The 23,298-nt window shown below is 48.8% G+C and carries 23 protein-coding genes; 12 read left to right on the forward strand and 11 right to left on the reverse strand.

All coding sequences use genetic code 11. The annotated features are described in order from the left end of the window. Nucleotides 1–18: 18 nt before the first annotated feature. Complete coding sequence (gene icd / locus QUE62_RS07400) at nt 19–1,269, reverse strand: NADP-dependent isocitrate dehydrogenase (protein WP_286225159.1); 1,251 nt, start codon at nt 1,267–1,269, stop codon at nt 19–21. 91 nt (nt 1,270–1,360) lie between these two features. Between icd and QUE62_RS07405 the strand changes: the two genes are divergently transcribed. Continuing rightward, nucleotides 1,361–1,804 carry a DUF192 domain-containing protein gene (locus QUE62_RS07405; RefSeq protein WP_286223429.1) on the forward strand — a complete coding sequence of 148 codons (444 nt, stop codon included), beginning with the start codon at nt 1,361–1,363 and terminating at the stop codon, nt 1,802–1,804. 3 nt (nt 1,805–1,807) lie between these two features. Here the strand turns inward: QUE62_RS07405 and ppnP are convergent, their stop codons facing one another. The 4 genes from ppnP to rpsT all read right to left on the reverse strand — a co-directional run bounded on the left by ppnP (nt 1,808) and on the right by rpsT (nt 4,781). After that, a complete protein-coding gene (gene ppnP / locus QUE62_RS07410; protein ID WP_286261319.1) occupies nt 1,808–2,113 on the reverse strand; it encodes a pyrimidine/purine nucleoside phosphorylase in 306 nt (101 codons plus the stop codon). Nucleotides 2,114–2,137: 24 nt separating this feature from the next. Further along, a complete protein-coding gene (locus QUE62_RS07415) occupies nt 2,138–3,367 on the reverse strand; it encodes an argininosuccinate synthase (protein WP_286223431.1) in 1,230 nt (409 codons plus the stop codon). A gap of 55 nt (nt 3,368–3,422) precedes the next feature. Beyond that, a complete protein-coding gene (gene argF, locus QUE62_RS07420) occupies nt 3,423–4,358 on the reverse strand; it encodes an ornithine carbamoyltransferase (protein WP_286262603.1) in 936 nt (311 codons plus the stop codon). A 159-nt stretch (nt 4,359–4,517) separates the two neighbouring features. After that, nucleotides 4,518–4,781 (reverse strand): 30S ribosomal protein S20, encoded by a 264-nt coding sequence (gene rpsT, locus QUE62_RS07425; RefSeq protein ID WP_286223432.1) that lies wholly within the window; start codon nt 4,779–4,781, stop codon nt 4,518–4,520. 171 nt (nt 4,782–4,952) lie between these two features. On the opposite strand from rpsT, the gene murJ reads away from it, so the two are divergent. From murJ to miaA, 3 genes are read left to right on the forward strand one after another with little or no spacing between them, the layout of a single operon-like run. Continuing rightward, entirely contained in the window at nt 4,953–6,509 is a 1,557-nt protein-coding gene (murJ, locus tag QUE62_RS07430) for a murein biosynthesis integral membrane protein MurJ (protein ID WP_286261320.1), read from the forward strand. A 5-nt stretch (nt 6,510–6,514) separates the two neighbouring features. Beyond that, nucleotides 6,515–7,357 carry a SirB1 family protein gene (locus QUE62_RS07435; protein ID WP_286223434.1) on the forward strand — a complete coding sequence of 281 codons (843 nt, stop codon included), beginning with the start codon at nt 6,515–6,517 and terminating at the stop codon, nt 7,355–7,357. A gap of 14 nt (nt 7,358–7,371) precedes the next feature. After that, entirely contained in the window at nt 7,372–8,343 is a 972-nt protein-coding gene (miaA, locus tag QUE62_RS07440; RefSeq protein WP_286226572.1) for a tRNA (adenosine(37)-N6)-dimethylallyltransferase MiaA, read from the forward strand. Here miaA and purM read toward each other — a convergent pair. After that, entirely contained in the window at nt 8,336–9,382 is a 1,047-nt protein-coding gene (gene purM, locus QUE62_RS07445) for a phosphoribosylformylglycinamidine cyclo-ligase (protein WP_286261321.1), read from the reverse strand. The two genes, miaA and purM, sit on opposite strands and share 8 nt — an antisense overlap. Before the next feature lie 83 nt (nt 9,383–9,465). Here purM and QUE62_RS07450 point away from each other — a divergent pair, with 83 nt between their 5' ends. From QUE62_RS07450 to panB, 6 genes are read left to right on the forward strand one after another with little or no spacing between them, the layout of a single operon-like run. Continuing rightward, a complete protein-coding gene (locus QUE62_RS07450; RefSeq protein WP_286223437.1) occupies nt 9,466–10,455 on the forward strand; it encodes an AI-2E family transporter in 990 nt (329 codons plus the stop codon). Next, nucleotides 10,455–11,216 carry a DnaA regulatory inactivator Hda gene (hda, locus tag QUE62_RS07455; protein ID WP_286261322.1) on the forward strand — a complete coding sequence of 254 codons (762 nt, stop codon included), beginning with the start codon at nt 10,455–10,457 and terminating at the stop codon, nt 11,214–11,216. Before QUE62_RS07450 ends, hda begins: the two co-directional genes overlap by 1 nt. Further along, nucleotides 11,213–11,893, forward strand: a complete 681-nt coding sequence (locus tag QUE62_RS07460) for a histidinol-phosphatase (RefSeq protein ID WP_286223439.1) — start codon at nt 11,213–11,215, stop codon at nt 11,891–11,893. The genes hda and QUE62_RS07460 overlap by 4 nt, the downstream gene beginning before the upstream one ends. A 20-nt stretch (nt 11,894–11,913) precedes the next feature. Continuing rightward, nucleotides 11,914–13,341: a polynucleotide adenylyltransferase PcnB gene (gene pcnB / locus QUE62_RS07465; RefSeq protein WP_286261323.1), complete on the forward strand. Its 1,428-nt coding sequence runs from the start codon at nt 11,914–11,916 to the stop codon at nt 13,339–13,341. Nucleotides 13,342–13,384: 43 nt separating this feature from the next. Then, complete coding sequence (folK, locus tag QUE62_RS07470) at nt 13,385–13,894, forward strand: 2-amino-4-hydroxy-6-hydroxymethyldihydropteridine diphosphokinase (RefSeq protein WP_286261324.1); 510 nt, start codon at nt 13,385–13,387, stop codon at nt 13,892–13,894. A gap of 15 nt (nt 13,895–13,909) precedes the next feature. Further along, nucleotides 13,910–14,725, forward strand: a complete 816-nt coding sequence (gene panB, locus QUE62_RS07475; protein ID WP_286223442.1) for a 3-methyl-2-oxobutanoate hydroxymethyltransferase — start codon at nt 13,910–13,912, stop codon at nt 14,723–14,725. On the opposite strand, the gene dnaJ is transcribed toward panB, so the two are convergent. The 5 genes from dnaJ to hrcA all read right to left on the reverse strand — a co-directional run bounded on the left by dnaJ (nt 14,722) and on the right by hrcA (nt 20,674). Further along, nucleotides 14,722–15,840, reverse strand: a complete 1,119-nt coding sequence (dnaJ, locus tag QUE62_RS07480) for a molecular chaperone DnaJ (RefSeq protein WP_286261325.1) — start codon at nt 15,838–15,840, stop codon at nt 14,722–14,724. The genes panB and dnaJ overlap by 4 nt on opposite strands. 80 nt (nt 15,841–15,920) lie before the next feature. Next, nucleotides 15,921–17,849 carry a molecular chaperone DnaK gene (dnaK, locus tag QUE62_RS07485; protein ID WP_286223444.1) on the reverse strand — a complete coding sequence of 643 codons (1,929 nt, stop codon included), beginning with the start codon at nt 17,847–17,849 and terminating at the stop codon, nt 15,921–15,923. 103 nt (nt 17,850–17,952) lie between these two features. Then, nucleotides 17,953–18,480 carry a nucleotide exchange factor GrpE gene (gene grpE, locus QUE62_RS07490; RefSeq protein WP_286223445.1) on the reverse strand — a complete coding sequence of 176 codons (528 nt, stop codon included), beginning with the start codon at nt 18,478–18,480 and terminating at the stop codon, nt 17,953–17,955. 65 nt (nt 18,481–18,545) lie between these two features. Then, entirely contained in the window at nt 18,546–19,658 is a 1,113-nt protein-coding gene (hemH, locus tag QUE62_RS07495; protein ID WP_458574824.1) for a ferrochelatase, read from the reverse strand. After that, entirely contained in the window at nt 19,658–20,674 is a 1,017-nt protein-coding gene (gene hrcA, locus QUE62_RS07500; RefSeq protein ID WP_286224760.1) for a heat-inducible transcriptional repressor HrcA, read from the reverse strand. Before hrcA ends, hemH begins: the two co-directional genes overlap by 1 nt. A gap of 34 nt (nt 20,675–20,708) precedes the next feature. Between hrcA and QUE62_RS07505 the strand changes: the two genes are divergently transcribed. Together QUE62_RS07505 and recN are read left to right on the forward strand one after the other, a co-directional pair. Then, complete coding sequence (locus tag QUE62_RS07505; RefSeq protein WP_286224761.1) at nt 20,709–21,614, forward strand: NAD kinase; 906 nt, start codon at nt 20,709–20,711, stop codon at nt 21,612–21,614. Between the two features lie 15 nt (nt 21,615–21,629). Continuing rightward, nucleotides 21,630–23,294, forward strand: a complete 1,665-nt coding sequence (gene recN, locus QUE62_RS07510; RefSeq protein WP_286261327.1) for a DNA repair protein RecN — start codon at nt 21,630–21,632, stop codon at nt 23,292–23,294. Nucleotides 23,295–23,298: the final 4 nt, after the last annotated feature.

The following is a 23,298-nucleotide window of genomic DNA, read 5'->3' on the forward strand; positions in this document are numbered from 1 at the left end:
TTTTGGGATTCTTACGAATCACATATTGTCAATCATCACTTGACCAAATCCCGAGCACGAAACTTGGGTCGACCCTGGTAATAAACGTGCAAAGTCATAGGTGACCTTCTTCGAAAGAATCGCTTTTTCCATCGAGGAAATGATGAGATCAGCAGCTTCGGTCCAGCCCAAATGACGCAGCATCATCTCAGCAGATAAGATCTCAGAGCCAGGATTGACGTAATCTTTGCCAGCATATTTGGGGGCGGTACCGTGAGTGGCCTCAAACATTGCAATGCTGTCAGACATATTGGCGCCTGGCGCAATACCAATTCCGCCAACTTGGGCAGCGAGGGCGTCCGAGATGTAGTCGCCATTGAGGTTCAAGGTTGCAATCACACTGTACTCATTGGGGCGCAATAAGATCTGCTGCAAGAAGGCATCGGCAATCACATCCTTAACAATGATGTCTTTACCGGTTTTTGGATTCTTAAACTTACACCATGGGCCACCATCAACCAGTTGCGCTCCAAATTCTTTCATGGCAAGCTCGTAGCCCCAATCACGGAAACCCCCTTCGGTAAATTTCATGATGTTGCCCTTGTGAACCAAGGTGACAGAAGGCTTGTCATTATCGATTGCGTACTGGAAGGCTTTGCGCACCAAACGCTGTGTACCCTCGCGTGATACGGGCTTGATACCAATACTGGAGGACTCTGGAAAACGAATCTTTTTCACGCCCATTTCTTTAATCAAGAAATCAACCATTTTTTTAGCGCCTTCAGTACCGGCTTCCCACTCAATACCCGCATAAATATCTTCAGAGTTCTCGCGGAAGATCACCATATCGGTCTTCTCGGGCTCGCGCACAGGAGAGGGCACCCCTTTGAAATATCGCACTGGACGCAAGCAAACATACAAATCAAGTGATTGACGTAAGGCAACGTTCAAAGAACGAATACCGCCGCCAACGGGGGTGGTAAGCGGTCCCTTAATGGATACAACGTATTCTTTAACCGCGTCGAGGGTCTCATCAGGCATCCAAACATCTGGACCATAAACCTTAGTAGATTTTTCTCCAGCATAGACCTCCATCCAGGAAATCTTGCGCTTGCCGCCATAAGCCTTCTCAACTGCGGCGTCGACCACCTTAATCATCACCGGAGTGATGTCCATCCCAGTACCATCCCCCTCGATAAACGGAATAATGGGGTTATTAGGAACATTGATTGAAAAATCTGGATTAACCGTAATTTTTTCACCAGCTGGGACTTTAATGTGCTTATACATAATGCTTTTCTCCGTTTAACGAATATGGTATTTTCGCATGAGGCAAAACTGCCTATTCCTGAAAATGCACTATTTTAATTCCCCTGGCCCTATGATCCGCAAATACTTGACCATTCTGGCGGCTTGTTTTTTCTTCATCCCCACAGAAAATGCCGTTGCCCAAGGCTCCTCCCTGCCAATCATTGAGCTCAAGGCCGGAATGCACCGAATTGAGGCCGAACTCGCTGACACTCCAGCAGCACGACAAACTGGCTTGATGTACCGAACATTTATGCCCACCAATGCTGGGATGCTCTTTGTTTTTCCAGAAAAGGCCATTCATTGCTTTTGGATGCGTAATACGAAGTTGCCACTAACCATCGCGTTTATTGATGATGATGGCAAGATTGTGAATCTTTCCGATATGGAGCCCGAAACCCAGAATAACCATTGCCCCCGGGCGCCGGTTCGGTTCGCTCTCGAAATGAATCAGAAATGGTTTGCGCAACGGGCTCTTGGGCCCGGCACGGTGATTACAGGCCTACCAAAACGCTAGCAACTAACCAAAGTGGCACACGTAATGCACCGGTTGCTCAGCACGAATCACAAAATATCCACCAGCCTCAACCGTCCATGATTGTCCAGCAGCAAAGGCCTGTTCGGTCTGACCATTGATGCTGACATATGCGCTGCCTTCAATGACTTCCATCACCTCTTTGGTGCTTAGGTCAAAACGTAAGGTACTGGGCAAAATCACCCCAACTGATTTGCGGACACCATTGGGTAGTGTGACTGTATGAGATACACACTTCCCATCAAAATAAACATTTGCCTTTTTGCCAACTGAAACGCCATCGAACTGCATATCAACTCTTTCCTAGTTTGGTAATTATTTTGTGCGTTTGCGTTTTGCGATTTCAGCAATCCGCATCCGCAATGCATTGAGTTTAATAAAACCGCCAGCATCAGCTTGGTTATATGCGCCGCCATCATCATCAAAGGTTGCAATGGTTTGATCAAACAAAGTATTGGCTGAATCACGTGCCAACACAGAGACCGAGCCTTTGTATAACTTGAGGCGCACAACCCCATTCACAGTTTTCTGAGTATGGTCAATTAAGGTCTGCAATGCCAGACGCTCGGGCGACCACCAATAGCCGTTATAGATCAAGGCTGCATAGCGTGGCATCAGGTCATCCTTAAGATGAGCGACTTCACGATCTAAGGTAATACTTTCAATCGCACGATGCGCTTTGAGCAAAATCGTTCCACCAGGGGTCTCATAGCAACCCCGGCTCTTCATCCCGACGAAACGATTCTCGACCAGATCCAATCGGCCAATGCCATGCGCACCGCCCAGTCGATTTAACTCGGCGAGTAATTCATGAGGCTTTAAAGACTTTCCATTGATCGCGACTGGGTCACCTTGCTTAAATTCGATTTCAATCACCTGCGCTTGATCGGGGGCCTTCTCTGGGGAAACGGTCCAGCGCCACATCGCCTCTTCTGCTTCTGCGTTTGGATCCTCGAGATGCCGTCCCTCAAAACTAATGTGTAACAAATTGGCATCCATGGAATAAGGAGCGCCCCCTTGCTTATGCTTCATTTCCACAGGAATACCATGTTTTTCTGCATAGGCCAAAAGTTTTTCCCTAGAAAGTAAATCCCACTCACGCCAGGGAGCGATCACCTTAATGCCAGGTTCAAGCGCGTAATAACCAAGTTCAAACCGCACTTGATCGTTCCCTTTGCCGGTAGCGCCGTGGGATACCGCATCTGCGCCTACTTGACGGGCGATCTCAATTTGACGTTTTGCAATTAGGGGGCGAGCGATCGACGTTCCCAGTAAATATTCGCCCTCGTAAATCGTGTTTGCCCGAAACATTGGAAACACAAAGTCACGCACAAACTCTTCACGCAGATCATCAATAAAGATGTGCTCGGGCTTAATGCCGAATTTGAGCGCCTTAGCACGTGCAGGTTCGAGTTCCTCACCTTGGCCCAAGTCAGCGGTGAAGGTTACGATCTCGCAGCCATAAGTATCTTGAAGCCATTTCAGAATTACGCTGGTATCAAGGCCGCCAGAATAGGCCAGTACGGCTTTTTTAATTTCGGACATAGTGTTTTTACGATCTCAATAAGTTAAGCAATCACTGCAGTGATGAGGTTTGATTTTATAAGCGCCCGCAGAGCAAAAACTCCATTAATGCCTTTTGGACATGCAGCCGGTTTTCAGCCTCCTCCCAAACAACACTCTGGGGGCCATCAATCACTCCAGCACTAACCTCCTCGCCACGATGTGCAGGCAAACAATGCATAAAGAGTGCGTCGGGATGAGCCAATGCCATTAACTGCTCGGTCACCATCCAGTTCTTGAATGCCGCCATCCGCGTTGCGTTCTCAGCCTCATATCCCATGCTGGTCCACACATCAGTACTGACCAAATTAGCGCCCTTACACGCATCCTTTGGATCTGCGCAGACGACGAGATGGTTAAAGGCAGATGGTTGCAGGCGGGAGCGCTCCAACTGATATCCCTCGGGGGCAGAGAAGCGGAACTCAAAATCCAGTTTCTCAGCCGCCTGAATCCAGGTATACGCCATATTGTTCGCATCACCAACCCATGCAACCGTTTTCCCCTGAATCGGTCCGCGTGCCTCGACATAGGTAAATACATCGGCTAATACTTGGCAAGGATGATATTGATTGGTCAAACCATTCATGACAGGAACGCGCGAGTTGGCAGCAAAGCGCTCAATCGTCTCTTGCTCAAAGGTCCGAATCATGATGATGTCAGTCATCCGCGAGATGACTTGCGCAGCATCCTCAATCGGCTCGCCCCGTCCTAATTGGGTATCGCGCGTATTCATGTAAACCGCATGCCCACCCAACTGATGAACGCCCGCCTCAAAAGAAAGGCGAGTGCGGGTCGAATGTTTTTCGAAGATCATGGCTAGCGTGCGATCGTGCAATGGATGCCAGGTCTCGTAGCGCTTAAACCGCTCCTTTAACCAAGCGGCGCGGCTAAATAAGTACTCATACTCATCACGACTAAAGTCCGAAAATTGCAGGTAATGCCTGAGTTGGCCAGGAGATTGTGGCTTCGCCAGAGATTGGCCATTACCCAACTCTGCAAACTGAGCACTTGATGCGATCGAAGTGTTATGCGGCTTATTTTGCAAAAGAACGCTCCACTAAACAAAAACCCGCTCAACAGGAGAGCGGGTCAGAAAATCAGTACTTCCTTAGGCCCGCAACAGGCCTAAAAATTAGGCCATTGCTTTAATCGCAGCAGATAGTCGGGACTTCTGGCGAGCAGCAGTATTTTTATGGGCAATCTTTTTATCGGTAATCTTATCGATGGTCGATTGCGCAGCGACAAATACTTTCTTTGCAGCATCTTTATCGCCAGCTTCAATTGCTTTGCGAACTGCCTTAATGGACGTGCGAAGTTTGGAACGCAAACTAGAATTGTGAGCATTGAGCTTCACGGATTGACGAGCGCGCTTGCGAGCTTGTGCGGTATTAGCCATTCAATTAACCTATCTAAACAAATAATTAGAATGAAATCAGTCCCTTAAAGAAAATGGGGCAAAATTCATCTGCGTTACATGAGATCAAATATTCAATCTCGAAAACCTGACATTCTACCTTAAAGACCCCAAAATGCCCACCCCCTCCCCCAAATCAGGGAAAATCAGGTCATGAACCTCCTCTCCGCCGCAGCGAAGGTAAGCTCCCTGACCATGGTTTCCCGCATTACGGGATTGGTTCGGGAAACCTTGATCGCTAGAAGCTTTGGCGCTTCGGAGTGGACCGATGCCTTTAATGTGGCCTTCAGACTCCCCAATCTATTGCGTCGGCTCTTCGCAGAGGGGGCTTTCTCCCAGGCTTTTGTACCAATCCTGGGTGAAATCTCCAATCGGGGAGAAAAAGATCAGACCCGAGCGCTCATCGACGCGATTGCCACTATTCTGTTTTGGGCCCTCAGTCTCACAGTCATGATTGGGGTCGTCGCGGCACCAATCCTGGTTTTTATTATTGCAGCGGGCCTCAAGGATGGGGCTGCCTTTGAGACCACCGTCTTTATGACACGGGTCATGTTTCCCTACATTGGCCTTATTTCCATGGTTTCCTTGTCAGCGGGCATCCTCAATACCTTTGGGCGCTTTGCGGTGCCCGCCTTCACCCCTGTACTCCTCAATCTTTCCTTAATCGGTGGCGCCCTTTTTATTGCGCCAACCTTAGAGCAACCGATTTACGCCTTAAGCATCGGGGTCATAATCGGTGGTGTCTTGCAGCTGGCGATTCAGATTCCGGCCTTGATGCGACTCGGATTATTGCCTCGCATTGGCCTGCTCCCCAGAAAAATCAAATCCGCCTGGCAAAATCCAGATGCCCGCCGTGTCCTAAAACTCATGGTACCGGCTGTATTTGCAGTCTCCGTTGCGCAAATTTCCCTCATCATCAATACCAATATTGCCTCGCATTTGCAAACCGGTAGCGTCTCTTGGCTCTCGTATGCGGATCGCCTAATGGAGTTTCCGACCGCTCTGCTGGGGGTTGCACTTGGAACTGTTTTATTACCAAGCCTTAGCAAAGCAAATGCCGCTCAAGATACTGCGCAGGCTGGAGAGTTGTTGATTTGGGGATTGCGCCTCACCTTTTTACTGGCAGCGCCCTGCGCGATCGCCTTATTTCTGTTTGGTACCCCAATCTCAGCGGTTTTGTACCACTACGGGCAATTTAATGCCATGGATGTGGAAATGACCCGGCAAGCACTGGCTGCCTATGGTGTAGGTCTGATTGGTCTCATTTTGGTCAAGATCTTAGCCCCAGGGTTTTACTCACGTCAGGATATCCGTACCCCCGTCAAAATTGCATTGGTGGTCTTAGTCTTTACACAGCTCGCCAATATCGGGCTCGTGCCACTGTTTGCCCATGCTGGCCTTGCTCTATCCGTTGGTCTTGGGGCGTGTTTAAACGCAGCCCTGTTGTGGCTAGGGCTACGTCGACGTGGGGCCCTTCCAAGCGCGGTTGGCTGGTTCAAATATTTCGGTCAACTGCTTGTTGGACTATTGCCACTGAGCATGGTGCTTTTTTATGGTGCACAGGCACACGATTGGCTCGCTTTACAAGTCAACCCCTTGATTCGCATTGGTCTTCTTGGTCTTTGGTTGGGTGCAGCAGCAATCATTTACTTTGCCAGCCTGTGGATCGTCGGTTTACGCTGGCAAAATTTTCTGCGTCATGCAAAATAGGAAATATGCCAACTCAACAACTTGACTACTTTGCCACCTTGGTTGCTGAGGACGAGCATTTTCCCCTCACGGAGGCATGCATTGCAGTAGCCCAACATGCATTTCCTGATTTAGATGTCCAACATACCCTCGATGAGATTGATCAGCTAGGCGATCGACTCAAAAAACGAATCTCCGCCGATGCTTCTGCGGTGCAGCGACTCCAACAGCTCAAACATTTCTTTTATACCGAACTTGGATTTGGGCCCAATCCCAATGATTTTTATGCCCCCGAGAACTCTTATCTGCATCATGTTTTACAAAGTCGTCGGGGCATTCCAATTTCATTGGCGATCTTAATGATGGAGCTTGGCAATCAGATTGGATTAAAAATCCGTGGGGTGTCCTTTCCCAATCACTTTATGCTGCGCGTTTCCTTACCCCAAGGCGAGATCATTATGGATCCGCTGACTGGTGCATCCCTATCGAAGCACGAACTTCAAGAGATGCTCGATCCGTATTTGGAGGCAAAGGGTTATGTTGGCGAGTTACAACTCCCACTGAACGTATTTTTGCGAGTCTCCAGCTGCCGCGAGATCATCTCGCGTTTCTTGCGCAACCTCAAACTCATTTATACCGAACATGAGCGTTGGGAGCGCTTGTTGGGGGTTCAACAGCGACTTGTGATCCTCTTGCCTGATGCCGTGGAAGAGATTCGGGATCGCGGCCTAATCTATGCGCAATTGGAGTATCTGCGCCCTGCCATCGACGATATGCAGCAATACCTCACCGAAGTTCCTAACGCTTCAGATGCCGATGAAATCCGGGAGCATATTGCCACGCTTGAGCATCAAGTGCGTCAACATTAATTTCAACAGAGCGGATGTCGGCCAAGGTTTTATCGATTGTGGGCCCTACCGGGGTCGGCAAAAGCAATTTAGCGCTTGAGTTAGCCAGGCAATGCCGCCAACAGCATCTGAATATCGAGATCATCAGCATGGACTCCGCCCTAGTTTATCGTGGGATGGATATCGGGACAGCAAAGCCCACTGCTGCTGAACAAGCTGAGGTTACGCATCATCTGATTGATATTCGTGATCCGAGCGAGAGTTATTCAGCGGCTCATTTTGCTAGCGATGCAAAACAATTAATTGAAGAGATTCAGGCGCGGGGACATATTCCACTCATTGTGGGGGGAACCATGCTGTACTGGCGAGCCTGGGTCTATGGGTTCTCCAAATTACCCCCTGCTGATCCACAAACCCGCAAGCAACTCGATGATGAAGCTGCCGTGTTGGGTTGGCCTGGTATGCATGCCAAACTTGCTCAAATTGACCCAGTTACTGCAAGTCGACTACAGCCTAACGATAGCCAACGAATTCAGCGAGCGCTCGAGGTCTATGCATTAACGGGCCAACCCATATCTCAGTTGTTTGAAGAGTCACCAAGCGCTACTGGGCGTGATTCAGAGCTCTCCGAGCATGCCGTTGAAGTGATTTCTTTAGAACCGAGTAACCGTCAATCTCTGCATACACGTCTTGAAGAACGTTTTGATCAAATGCTTGAAAATAATTTCATGGACGAGGTGCGCTCTTTATTTGAGCGCGGCGACTTGCATACTAATTTGCCGGCGATTCGCTCGGTGGGCTATCGCCAGGTGTGGGAATACTTAGAGGGCAAGGTAGATTACTCGACGATGAAACAAAAAGCATACGCTGCCACACGACAGCTCAGTAAACGTCAGATGACTTGGCTAAGAGCGATGCAGCGGCATACGTTTGACCCATTGAACCCAGCAGAACTTCAAGCCGCAAAATCAATGGCGATGGTCACCCTCCAAAGATCCTTTAAATAAGAATCGTTTGTGGCGCTCCCTCTGGACGCTGAGCAATATCACCTAACAACCAAGCATTTAGGCCTTGCTGTTCAATACTAGCAATCACAGCTTTTGCTTCTTGCTGTTCAACGACAACCACCATCCCAATGCCGCAATTGAAGACACGCACCATCTCCGCATCAGCAACGCCGCCTTTCATTTGCAACCAACGAAACAGCGGTGGCAGGCTCCATGAATCACGACGCAGCACTGCTTGGGTATTCTCTGGTAACACCCGTGGGATGTTATCCACTAAACCGCCACCCGTAATATGCGCCAATCCCTTCAAGGGATGTTGCGACATCACATTTAAAAGTTGCTTAACGTAGATTTGAGTGGGTGCCATAACTAATTCTTGCAAGGTCTTACCCTCAATGGTCTCACTGGGTTTTGCGCCAGCTCGCTCAATAATCTTCCGAATTAAGGAATAGCCATTTGAATGCGCACCACTAGATGCAATTCCAATAATTGCGTCACCCGGCCGAATACTGGAGCCATCAATAATTTTCGATTTCTCAACCACGCCAACCGCAAAGCCTGCCAAATCGTATTCACCCAGCGGATACATGCCTGGCATCTCAGCAGTTTCACCCCCAATTAAGGCGCAGCCAGCCAACTCACACCCCTTGGCAATTCCGGCGATTACGGTGGCCGCTGTATCCACTGATAACTTACCGCATGCAAAGTAATCGAGAAAGAAAAGAGATTCGGCGCCTTGGACCAAAATGTCATTCACGCTCATCGCCACTAAATCCTGGCCAATCGTCTCATGGGCATTCCACTCAAAAGCGAGCTTTAATTTGGTGCCAACCCCATCGGTACCGGATACCAAAATGGGTTCTTTGTAGCGTTTGGGTACCTCAAATAAAGCCCCAAATCCTCCAATTCCCGCCAAAACACCATCGCGCATAGTCTTTTTTGCCAGTGGCTTAATACGATCAACTAGAGCGTCCCCAGCGTCAATGTCGACACCCGCGTCACGGTAAGACAAGCCTGGGCTTTTTGATGGATTAGTCATAAATGGGTCTTCAAAAAAGGGTAAATCCTGCAGATCAGTCATTTACATCGTTAGAATCTCTGAATTCTAGAGTATGAAGGCCCATGGCTGAAATTTTTACCCCTTTTCTATTTGCATTTATTTTGGCTTACATTCTGAGGCCCTTGGTTCTGCGTCTTCAAAATCTAGGACTTGGTAAAACCCTTGCCAGCAGCATCGGCATGCTTTTTGGGCTTGGTGTTTTTCTCATCATCCTGTTACTGCTGATTAATCTACTGCGCTATGAAATTCCTCTCATTAAGGCTCAGCTACCCATTTGGCTTCAAAGTCTGCAAACGTGGCTGGGGCCTAAATTACTCAGCCTGAATATTGAGATCGATTGGCTCGCTTTGCGAGATGCGATTACGCAAAAATTGACTGCTCATTTTTCTGCAAACGCCAACCAAATATTAAGTACGAGTTTTGAAACCATCTTAGCCTCTGGTAGCTCCGTACTTGGCGGCCTCGTCAATATTGTCTTGATTCTCTTCGTTCTTTTTTATCTGCTGATTGATTGGAAACACTTCTTTGAATTACTCAAGCAACTGCTTCCAATTCGCTATCAAGACACTGCGCTCAGGCTGGCACTAGAAACCGACTTATTGCTATCGCAATACCTGCGGGGGCAAATGCTCGTGATTTTGATCATGGCGGTTTTCTATAGCGCCGGATTGAGTTTGACAGGTATGCATGGAGCACTCGGTCTAGGCGTATTTACCGCCTTGGTGATTGTGATTCCTTATATTGGAATTGCGCTGGGTCTGATTCTGGCGATCCTATCGGTCATTTTGCAATTTGGGCTTGGACCTGAACTCGTGATTGTGCTGGTCGTATTTGGGATTGGCCAAGTGCTCGAAGGATTTTTCCTAACCCCCCGTTTAGTAGGCGAACGAATTGGGCTTCACCCAGTGGCGGTTTTATTTGCTTTACTAATCTTCGCTAAATTATTTGGATTTTTTGGAGTGTTACTTGCCCTACCAGCTAGCGCGGTTGTTTTGGTATTGATCCGCTTTGCATGGTCGCAATACGCCCAAAGTACCTGGTATCAAAAGTAATGGCCTCATCCGCACTGCCCCGTCAATTTGCGCTCGATATCAATCAAGCCCCTAAACCCTCATTGCACAATTTTTTACCGAATGGCAATGAGGCACTGCTTGACGCACTCAACCAGTCCATCGCTCGTTGGAATTCCCCTGCCAAGACCGCTTCCCACTCGATTGAGGGACGCTGGTTTTATTGGTGGGGAAGCGCTGGCGCCGGATGCTCTCATCTTCTTAGCGCTATCGCAAACCAAGCGCAAACGCTTGGGATGGGATCGATTCGCCTGCTACCCAACGATCCGAGTACCTGGGTCGATGCCGAGCACAAACTCTCTGCAGCGGTAAGCACTGCACCGATCATCATGACCGTTGATGATGTGGATCAGCTGGATACGCATCAACAAGCCAGCCTTTTTCGCTTACTCAATTTAGTACATGCCTCACCACACTCGTTTGTGTATCTATCTGGGCATGTGCCCCCTGCACAATTGACATTACGAGAAGACTTGCGTACCCGTCTTGGCTGGGGGCTGATCTTTGAAGTTCATCCGCTGTCTGATTCAGAGAAGATCGAGGCGCTATCTCGCGCTGCAAAAGAGCGGGGTTTGATCTTATCTAACGAAGTTTTGCCTTGGTTGATTCATCATTTCTATCGAGATATGCCAAGTTTGATGGCATTACTCGATGCGCTCGATGCCTATTCTTTGGAGACCAAGCGCGCGATTACCCTACCCTTGGTTCGTGAACTCTTACAAATTTCTGGACACACCCCATGACTCGCATAGCTCTGTTTGATTTAGATCACACCCTCTTACCGTTTGACAGCGATTACGAATGGGGACAATTTCTGGTGCGCTTAGGCGTTGTTGATGGGGAGCAATATGCCAAAGCCAACGATCAGTTTTACGCCGATTACAAAATAGGTAAGCTTGATATTGATGCATTCTTACGTTTTGCGCTAAAACCCTTGGCTGACAACCCGCGTACGCAATTAGAGGGCTGGCATCGTGCATTTATGCAAGAGAAGATCGATGGACGTCTTCATCCACAAGCGATGAGGCTTGTCCAACAACATTTAGATGCGGGGGATTTGTGTTGTGTGGTGACCGCTACCAATAGTTTTGTCACTCGCCCGATTGTGAACGCCTTTGGAATTGAACATCTAGTTGCTACTGAACCGGCCACGGAGAATAATCAACCAGGGGCAAATTTCACAGGCGGTATTGTGGGGGTTCCGAGCTTTAAAGAAGGAAAAATTACTCGAGTTAATGATTGGTTAGCCGGTTTGGGATTACGCTTGGAATCCATCGAGCAAAGCTTCTTTTACTCCGACTCCATGAATGATTTGCCACTATTGGAAAGAGTAACCAATCCAGTAGCCACCAATCCAGATGTGCGCTTGCGCGCAGAGGCCGAGAAGCGAAATTGGCCGATCTTAGAACTATTTCATTAAATTGATCCTAGCTCATCCTCATGATCACTAAATTCATCGATCGCTTATTGCGTCGAGGCCCTCGCCCAAAGTCAGATCAATCTGGGGCCACCCTAGTAGCTCATAAGGTTTCAAAGAAAACCCATCGGATCGATCCTGCCTTACTTTCAAAAAATGCAGTCAAGGTCACTCATACCCTGCAACAAGCGGGCTATAAGGCCTATATCGTGGGTGGGGCAGTTCGCGATCTGGTTTTGGGGATCGCGCCTAAAGATTTCGATGTAGCAACCAATGCCACCCCCGAGCAAGTACAAAAATTATTTAGGCGCTCACGCTTGATTGGTCGTCGCTTTCAGATTGTCCATGTCACTTATTTTGGTAAAGAGCGCCCTGAAATTATCGAGGTCTCTACCTTTCGGGCAGTACTAGAAAGTGTGGGTGAGCATATTGCCGAGAGTGGTCGTATTCTGCGTGATAACGTTTGGGGTACTCATGCCGAAGATGCTGCCCGCCGTGACTTTACGATCAATGCAATGTATTACGACCCTAGCTCAGAAACAGTGCTCGATTATCACGGTGGCATGGAGGATATCCGCTCTAAAACGATTCGCATGATCGGCAACCCAGCAAAACGTTACCGTGAAGATCCAGTGCGTATGTTGCGAGCGATTCGCTTTGCCGCTAAGACAGGTTTTCAGATTGAGTCCAAGACCCTTGCACCGATTCATGAGCTTGGCCAATTAATCCATGACGTTCCAAACGCTCGCCTATTCGATGAGATTTTGAAGTTACTCATGTCAGGTCATGCTTGGGCCGGAATCCAGGCATTGCGTCACGCCAACTTGCATCATGGGCTTCTACCATTTATGGATCGTGCACTCGAAGATGCGCAAGCCGCCCAATTTATTGAACAGGCGCTGCGCAATACCGATGAACGGATTCAAATGGGCAAATCGGTTTCCCCGGGCTTTCTGTTTGCAGCCCTACTTTGGCCCGATCTAGAGAAGGAGTGGCAAGTACTCCGAAATACTGGGATGCCACCCGTTGCAGCACTCCATGCTGCAATTGATGCCGTTGTTGCCCCCTCACATACCGGCATCACCATTCAGCGTCGCCATGAGGGTGATATGCGGGATATCTGGACCATGCAACCGCGTTTTGAAAAGCGAGTGGGGCGCTACCCCGAGCGACTGCTGGAGGTTCCGCGCTTTCGGGCTGGCTACGACTTCATGCTCCTACGCGGCCAAACAGGGTATTGCAAACCCGGTCTTGGGCAATGGTGGACAGACTTTTATCATGCGGATTTACCCGAACGTGAAGCCTTGCTGGCAAGTGCCAAGCTAGAGGATTTGGCTTCTGGCAAAACCCCATCAAACCCAAATAGAAACAGGCGCCGTAGGCCAAAAAAGCCAAAACAAAACCCTGATGCCCATGCCGATTCTGGGCCAAATGACGCCAAGCAAACTTAATTGATTTTCAGTAAAGTAAGCGCATATTCTTAGTAGGGAACTCATGGCGCAGGCCTTTATTGGATTTGGTGGAAATATTGGCGATGCTCGGCAGAGCATCACCGATGCGATTGTCTGCCTGGCTCAGCATATTCAAATCCAGATCGTGAACAAAAGCTGCTTTTATCAAAGCGCGCCTGTCAATGCTGTAGGTGGTGACTACATCAATGCGGTTGTTGAGATTGATACTGAACTCAATCCCTATGGACTTTTGTATGTTTGCCAATCAATCGAGCATCAGTTTGGTCGCGAACGTCCTTATGCCAATGCACCCCGCACCCTTGATCTTGATATTTTGTTTTATGAAGGTATTGAGCAAAACCATTCTGAGCTCACCATTCCGCATCCACGCATTGCCGAACGCTCATTTGTGATTCTTCCTTTACTTGAAATCTCCCCCGATTTTTTCTTACCCAACCACGGCCCCTTAAAAAATCTTTTGCCGAATATTGCGCACCAACGCATCACCCGCATCACTTGCAAACACTGCGATTGCGACCAACAGTTGCATTAGGCTTAAAATCGGCTTATGAGTTATTTACAAGGCGATAAGCCAATCACGATCACGAAGTTATTGGCCATGCATGCCGATGGCGAAAAAATTGCGGTTCTAACCGCATACGATTCCACCATGAGCGCCCTTCTCAATCGCTGTGGAATTGAAGTGATTTTGATTGGAGACTCGCTTGGTAATGTAATCCAAGGTCATAGCAGCACTACCCCGGTTACCGTTGAGGAAATGGCCTATCACACGCAATGCGTTGCCCGGGCTAATCACCATGCATTCTTAATTGCCGATCTACCATTTGCGAGTTATGGAGATCCAGTGCAAGCACTGGAATCAGCCGCTGAGCTGATGCGCGCAGGGGCAGACATGGTCAAGCTTGAAGGTGGAAGTTGGCAGGTCGATATCATTCAATTTTTAGTCGAGCGCAGTGTTCCGGTTTGTGCTCACTTGGGGCTTTTGCCTCAGTCTGTTCACTTGCTTGGTGGTTATAAAGTCCAAGGCAAGTCAAAAGATGCCAGCGCTCTGATGTTTGAACAAGCGCACGCCTGCCAAGCCGCAGGCGCTCAAATGCTTGTCTTAGAGGCAATCCCATCAGCGCTCGGAGAAAAAATTACTCAATCACTTCATATTCCGACGATTGGGATTGGAGCAGGGCCAAATTGCTCCGGACAAGTTTTAGTACTGCCAGATCTACTCGGAATTAGCCCTGGCAAAGCGCCGAAGTTTGTGAAAGACTTTATGGCTGGTAGTAGCTCGATTGAGGCAGCAATTAAAGCCTATGTTCGTGAAGTCAAGTCCGGAAAATTTCCTGGACCTGAGCACTGCTTTGCCTCTTAATTAAAAAAACTCTTCATGCGATCAAACCAACCCTCTTGTTGAGGACTGTGTTTTTTACCACCGCTTCGAAGTGACTCATCAAATTGAGAGAGCAATGCTTTTTGTTCCTCGGATAACTTCACCGGGGTCTCAAGCAGGACATGCACATACAAATCGCCCAATTGGGAAGAACGCAGCTGCTTAATTCCTTTGCCGCGCAAACGGAAGGTTTTGCCGGTTTGGGTTCCCTCGGGAATCGTTAGCTCAACTCTGCCGCCAAGCGTAGGAACTTCAATATCACCACCCAAGGTGGCGGTCGCAAATGAAACAGGCATTTGAATATGCAAATCGCTGCCATCGCGCTCAAATACAGGGTGCTCTTTGACATGCACTTCGACGTAGAGATCGCCCGAAGGTCCGCCGTTAATACCCGGCTCACCATTACCGACGGAGCGCACCCGCATACCATCATCAATGCCGGCTGGGATCTTAATTTCGAGAGTCTTTTGCTCTTTGATCTTGCCGCTGCCATGACAGGTCTTACAGGGCTTCGGTATGTATTGGCCCGTGCCACGACACTTAGGGCAGGTTTGTTGCATTGAGAAAAAGCCTTGAGCAATCCGGACTTGGCCGCGGCCATCACAAGTTGGGCATTCTTCAATCTTTGAGCCCGGCTCTGCACCAGAACCGCTACAGGTTTTGCAATTACTCCAGCTAGGCACTCGAATTTGCGTGGTGTAACCCTCAGCGGCTTGCTCGAGAGTAATCTCCATGTTATAGCGCAGGTCGGCACCCTTATAAACCTGAGGGCCAGAACTTCTTCCTTGACCAAAGATATCACCAAAGATATCGCCAAAGGCATCAGCAAAACCACCTGCAGCGCCCCCAAATCCACCCATACTTGGGTCAACGCCAGCATGGCCGTACTGATCGTATGCATTGCGCTTTTGGGGGTCTGCCAGTGTCTCGTAGGCTTCCTTGGCCTCTTTGAACTTTGCCTCGGCAGATGGATTATCAGGGTTGCGATCAGGATGGTATTTCATGGCTAATTTGCGATAAGCCTTTTTAAGCTCCTCATCGCTGGCATTTTTACCAACCCCTAGCACTTCATAAAAATCACGTTTACCAGTTGCCACAACCCATTCCTTATTCTTGGCCAAAAAGGCGAAGTCGGCACAAGGCCGACTCACCAATTTGCATCATTCTTTTTTAAGAATTACTTCTTGTCATCCACTTCCTTGAAGTCAGCGTCGACCACTTCAGCATCATTATTGGCTTTCGCCTCACCTGCTGGATTAGCAGCGCCAGGGTTAGCCTTTGCTTGCTCGGCAGCATAGGCTTTCTCGCCAAGCTTCTGACTGGCCTTTGCCAATGCTTCCGTTTTAGACTCAATCGCTGCTTTATCACTTCCCTTGATGGCTTCTTCTAACTCTTTCAATGCCGCTTCAATCGCACTCTTTTCAGAGGCATCAAGACTTGCGCCATGCTCATCGAGCGCTTTCTTTGTCGAGTGCGCTAAGGCATCAGCCGTATTTCGGACGGTGACCAGCTCAAGCAATTTACGATCTTCCTCAGCATTGGCTTCGGCGTCTTTCACCATCCGCTGAATCTCATCCTCAGAAAGACCTGAGTTTGCCTTGATGGTGATCTTATTCTCTTTGCCAGATGCTTTGTCTTTAGCAGTGACGTGCAAGATTCCGTTGGCATCGATATCAAAGGTCACTTCAATTTGTGGCAAGCCACGGGGTGATGGCGGAATACCTTCCAAATTAAACTCGCCAAGCAATTTATTCGCACTGGCCATCTCGCGCTCACCTTGGAAGCACTTGATGGTAACCGCTGGCTGATTGTCTTCAGCCGTTGAAAACACTTGAGCATGCTTGGTCGGAATAGTCGTATTTTTGGGGATCATCTTGGTCATCACGCCACCCAAGGTCTCAATACCTAAAGATAACGGTGTGACATCAAGCAACAAGACATCCTTACGATCACCAGCCAATACTGATCCTTGGATCGCAGCACCAACCGCGACCGCCTCATCGGGGTTCACGTCTTTACGCGGTTCCTTACCAAAGATAGCTTTGACTTGCTCTTGCACCTTCGGCATACGAGTTTGGCCGCCGACTAAGATGACATCATCAATGTCTGCTGCAGAAACCCCTGCGTCCTTCATCGCCACTTGGCATGGGCCCATGGTACGAGTAATTAACTCTTCAACCAGAGACTCCAATTTAGAGCGGGTCAACTTCAAGTTCAAATGCTTAGGACCGCTTGCATCGGCCGTTACATAAGGCAGGTTGATTTCGGTTTGCTGGGAGGAAGACAACTCGATCTTCGCTTTCTCAGCAGCATCTTTTAAGCGCTGCAAAGCTAAGACATCTTTGCTCAAATCAACACCCTGTTCTTTCTTGAACTCGGCAATGATCCAATCAATGATGCGTTGGTCAAAGTCTTCACCGCCTAAGAAAGTGTCACCGTTAGTAGATAACACTTCAAACTGTTTTTCTCCATCCACATTCGCGATTTCAATAATGGAGACGTCGAAGGTGCCACCGCCCAGGTCATAAACAGCAATCTTGCGATCAGCCTTGTCTTGCTTGTCCAATCCAAATGCTAAAGCAGCAGCAGTAGGCTCATTAATGATGCGCTTGACTTCCAGACCGGCAATCCGACCAGCATCTTTCGTAGCTTGACGTTGACTATCATTAAAGTAAGCAGGTACCGTGATCACCGCCTCGGTGACCTCTTCGCCCAAATAATCTTCGGCAGTCTTTTTCATTTTGCGCAAAACTTCAGCCGATACTTGCTGAGGGGCAATTTTCTTATCGCGCACCGATACCCAAGCATCGCCATTGTCTGCAGCGATGATGCTGTAAGGCATTAAGCCAATATCTTTTTGTACCTCTGCGTCGGTAAATTTGCGACCGATTAAACGCTTAACCGCGTAGATTGTATTTTTTGGATTGGTGACTGATTGCCGCTTAGCAGGCGCACCAACCAATACCTCTCCGTCTTCCATATACGCAATGATGGAAGGAGTGGTTCTAGCACCCTCAGCGTTTTCAATGACTTTCGGGGCGTTGTTCTCAATAACTGCGACGCAGGAGTTGGTTGTTCCTAGGTCAATTCCAATAATTTTTCCCATAATGGCTCCAAATGATGGTGAGGCGTTGTTTCGAATAATGACTAGATGGGGGCAACTTTACATATTTCAAGGGGTCTAAGTCCTTGAAATAATTGGCCCAAACTTATTTTGCTTGGCTAACAGTCACTAGAGCGGGTCTTAAAACCCGATCGGCGATCAAAAAGCCCCTTTGCAAGACTGAGACCACCGTGTTGGGCTCTTGATCCGATGGGACCATGGAGATTGCCTGATGCTGGTGGGGATCAAATTTAGCCCCAGGCTCAGGGTTAATCTCAACCAAACGGCCTTTTTCGAAGGCAGCAATGAGTTGCTTTAGGGTGATCTCGAGGCCTTCCTTAAACGCTTTTGCATCGCCAGCCTCAGTGGCTAAAGCGGCATATAAGCTATCGCTCACTGGAATCAAGTGCTCCGCAAAATTTTCAATGGCGAATTTGTGGGCCTTTGCAATATCTTCGGCAGCGCGACGACGAATATTTTCACCTTCAGCCTTGGCACGTAAGAAGTTATCTTGCATTTCAGCAAGCTTTGTCTTGAGCTCTGCTAGCTCCTCCTCGATACTCAGGGGAGGCTGTTCATTCACTTCGGATGTTGTGTTATCAGCTGCTTGCTGCTCAGATTTTTGATCACTCATAGTCGTTCCACCTTGTTTTCTACATTTTATATGGGGTCAGTGATCACCCATTTCAAGGGGACTGCTTATCCAGCTTTAATCGCGACCTCTGCTGCCTGGGCACGCTGATTGCGAAGCTCCAAAACTGCAGGGGACTCAAGCTCTGTTGACCAACCATGCATATGCTCTAAAGCAATTGCGTGCAAAGCTGAAATAAAATTAGTATCGTCATTCAAGCATGGGATATAACGATACTCTTTGCCACCATGCTCATGAAAAATCTCCTGACCCTCCATAGCAATTTCTTCCAAGGTCTCTAGACAGTCTGCTGGGAAACCAGGACAAACGATATCCATTTGCGGGCAGCCTGCCTTCCCAAGCTCCTCAATCGTCAAGGCAGTGTAAGGCTTTAACCATTCCGCACGACCAAAGCGAGACTGGAAGGTGACGTGATAATTGGCCGGCTCCAAACCCAGTGCCTCTCCTAACAAGCGGCCTGATTTCAAACATTCGCAATGATAGGGATCGCCTTGCATCAAATTTCGTTTGGGCAAGCCATGAAACGACATGATAAGTTTGGCGCCCATTGAAAAATCGGGTCGGCCATGTTGCGCCCAGTAGGCTTCAATCTGTTGACGGAGAGACTCAATGTAAGCGCCATGATCATGATAGTGCTTCACAATTCGAAGTTCGGGTTGATTGCGCCATGTTTTAAGGACCGAGAACACTTCATCAAAACTTGAGGCGCTCGTGGTCGCTGAATATTGAGGGTACAAAGGCAATACCAATAAACGCTCAACATTTGCTTCTTGAAAACGTTTGAGGACTTCGGAAATAGATGGTTTGCCGTACCGCATCGCCAGGTCCACGATCACATTGGAATCCTCGCCCGCAAAGCGATCCCGCAAACCTTCAGCCTGTGCTTGCGAATAGACTAGCAAAGGAGAGCCTTCTTTTAACCAGATCGAAGCATATTTCTTCGCTGAGGCGCCGCTGCGAATCGGCAAAATAATGCCATGCAAAATGAACCACCAGATGATGCGCGGAATTTCAACAACCCGAGGATCCGACAAAAATTGCTTTAAGTAGATTTTCACCGCCGCGCGCGTGGGCGCCTCTGGGGTGCCCAGATTAATCAATAAAATGCCAGTCCGCGAGGTTCTTAAATGAGGGTTTGTTTTCAACAGTGATCCAATCATCAAGGAGAGCTCAAGGCGCCGCTCAGTAGCTTTGAGGTGATATCCACAATCGGAATCACGCGATCATACGCCATTCGAGTAGGCCCGATCACGCCGAGTGTTCCCACCACTTGCCCATCCACGCTATAGGGAGCGCTGATCACCGCCAAATCCTCATAGGGCAACAGCTCACTTTCTCCACCAATAAAGATCTGGATGCCATCGGCATGACTGGATACGTCCAACAATTGCATGAGCAAGGATTTTTGCTCCAGCATATCGAACATTTTGCGTAATTTACTCAGATTGGAGCTCAACTCACCCACATCGAGCAGGTGGCGCTCTCCCGAGATCACCATATCCGGGTGATTTAATCCCGTATCACTCACACCATTTTCGAGGGCGAGTGCCATTAATCCAGCAATGTCACTCCGCAAATGATCTAACTCTGCGCGCAAGCGACTGCGAACCTCTGAAAAACTCTTTCCTGAGAAATGCGCATTAATAAAATTACTCGCCTCAGTAAGTTGTGCAGGGCTGTAATCTTGGTTGGTTGGCAAAATACGATTTTGCACATCCCCCTCGGGAGTCACCAGAATTAACAAAATCTTGCCTTCACCAAGGCGCAGAAACTCAATGTGTTTAAAGACTTGGGAGCGCTTCGGGGTCATGACCACGCCAGCAAAATGCGTCAGATTCGATAAGAGCTGAGCAGCAGAACTGATCACCTTTTGGGGAGCATCGGGATATAGTGATTGCTCAGCCTGTTTAGAAGCCACCTCCTCTAGGGGTCGAATGGTCAACATCGTGTCGACAAACAAACGGTAACCACGCGGGGTTGGAATGCGTCCTGCTGAAGTATGAGGACTGGTCACCAAACCAAGATCCTCAAGATCGGCCATGACGTTCCGAATCGTCGCCGCAGAGAGATCTAATCCTGAAAAGCGTGAAAGGGTCCGCGAGCCCACTGGCTGGCCTTCCTCGATATATCTCTCGATTAAGGTTTTGAGCAGAACTTTTGAACGATCATCCATGATTGGAGTAATTTTATGCCTATGGTTTAATCGTCATATGTTAAGCCCATCAAGCAAACCCCTGCAGAAGAAGTTTAGGCGCGTAACCCTTGTGGGTAAGCACCAAGCAGATGGTATTGGCCAGCATTTACTTGAATTAGCCCAAATCCTCAGAAATCATGGCTGTGAGCTCAGCATTGAGGCGTCCACGGCGACCCATTTGCCTGAGGCTAATTTGCAGGTTATTCAACTCCAGGATTTCCAGAAATCCACTGATTTGGCGGTTATTTTGGGGGGTGATGGCACCATGCTCGGCATTGGTCGCCAGATCGCTGGGACGGGGGTACCGCTTTTGGGAATCAATATGGGGCGTTTGGGTTATATGACCGACATCCCCTTTGAAGACGCCAAAACGGTTCTACCGCCCATGATTGATGGTCATTATGAAATCGATGAACGATCCCTTCTAGAGGCTAGTGTATGGCGCAACAATCAAGAGATTCATCGTGGCTTAGCCTTAAACGATGTGGTCGTGAATCGTTCAGGACTCTCAGGGATGGTGGAACTCAAGGTGCATGTCAACGGCTCTTTTATGTACAACCAGCGCTCCGATGGCCTGATTGTGTCTACTCCAACTGGCTCAACCGCATACGCGCTCTCAGCAGGCGGTCCAATTTTGCATCCCCGCGTGCCAGGGATTGTGCTGGTGCCAATTGCCCCCCATGCCCTCTCTAATCGACCTATCGTATTGGCCCAAGAATCGCAAATTACGATCGAAGTTGCCGGTGGCCGAGAAGTGATTGTGAACTTTGATATGCAATCATTAACCAAATTACAAATCGGTGATCGGGTTGAGGTAAAGCGCTCGAACAAATCCATCTCCCTCCTACACCCACTGGGGCACAGTGACTACCAGACCCTAAGAGAAAAGTTGCACTGGAACGAGTATCCTTCCACGTTTTAATCTGGGCAAATCAACATGCTTCAATCATTGGCATTGCGTGATTTTGTGATTGTGGATCACCTCGAACTTGATTTTGGCTCAGGTTTTAGTGTTTTAACTGGTGAGACTGGTGCGGGTAAATCGATTTTGCTTGATGCTCTCGCCCTCGCCCTGGGCGAGCGTGCCGATACCAGTCAAATCCGCGAGGGCTGCCAACGCGCCGAGATCGCTGCTATTTTTCAGGTCGAAGAGAGCCTACAGGAGGAAATTGCCGCATGGCTGCGTGAAGCGGACTTCCCGCTTGAAGACGACCATCGGATTGTGATTAAACGCAGCATGGATCATTCGGGTCGTAGCAAAGCCTACATCAATGGTGGCGCGGCCTCATTAAATCAATTACGCGAACTGGGTGATCGTCTGGTGGATATTCATGGGCAACACGCCCACCAACTCCTTCTCAAGACCGGTGCACAACGCGAGCTGCTCGATCGACACGCCAATCTTCAAGACCAAGCAGCAATTGTGGCGCAAGCATATCAATCCATGAATGCCACTGCCAAGCAATTACAGCAAGCCGAAGCAGCTGGCGCTGATTTGCAGCGTGAGCAAGAGCGTCTTCAGTGGCAGCTCGATGAGCTCAATGAAATTGCACCACAAGCACACGAGTGGGGAGAAATCCAAACTGCACATGCACGTCTAGCCAATGCCGCCAAGATTATTCAAGGGATTGAGCTTGCGATTGATAGTCTGAGCGATTCTGAGCATTCGATTGAATCACAACTGCATCGAGTACAGCATGCGATCGATGATTTAGTGAAGCATGATCCTAATTTGAATGAGATCAACGAAAGTCTTCGTAATGCTCAAATTCAGATTGACGAGGCGATTCATGGATTAAATCGATACCGACAAAAAATGGATTTGGATCCAGATCGCCTCGCAGAGCTCGAAGCCCGGATGCAGGTTCTCCATACTGCGGCCCGCAAATACAAAGTCAATCCCGAGCAATTGCCAGAACTCTGGATTAGCTCTCAGGAAAAATTCGCAGCGTTCACGGCAGCACAAGATATCGAGGCTTTGCGTCAACAATTTAAGGCTCAAGAGTCTGAATTTCTAAAACGTGCTCAAGAATTATCAAAGCGTCGTCATCAGGCAGCCGCAGAGCTCGGCCAAGCCGTCAGCGATGCAATGCAGCACCTCGCAATGGCAGGCGGTCAGCTGCAAGTTCTTGTTAGTCCAAGCGAAGCCAGTCGTCATGGAATCGATCAAATTGAATTTCTGATCGCCGCGCACAGCGGCAGCACACCAAAGCCTTTGGCCAAGGTTGCTTCGGGGGGAGAGTTGGCGCGCATTAGCTTAGCCATTAGCGTCATTACCAGCAAGGCGAGCTTTACTCCAACCCTCATCTTTGATGAGGTGGATTCTGGCATTGGTGGAGCAGTGGCTCAAACGGTTGGCGAACTTTTGAAGCAACTGGGTCGGTCCCATCAAATCCTTTGTGTCACTCATCTAGCCCAAGTGGCCGCCCAAGGCGATCATCATTTCAAAGTTAGTAAACAAGCATTGGATGGCAAAACCCATTCCGATGTAAAGAGTTTAGGCCGACAAGAACGCATTGAAGAAATTGCTCGGATGCTAGGTGGCACAACCATTACTGACACCACGCGGCGACACGCGAGAGAACTGCTAAACCAGGCCTAGAGTC

This window comes from Polynucleobacter sp. HIN9 (genome assembly GCF_030297635.1).
Lineage (GTDB): Bacteria > Pseudomonadota > Gammaproteobacteria > Burkholderiales > Burkholderiaceae > Polynucleobacter.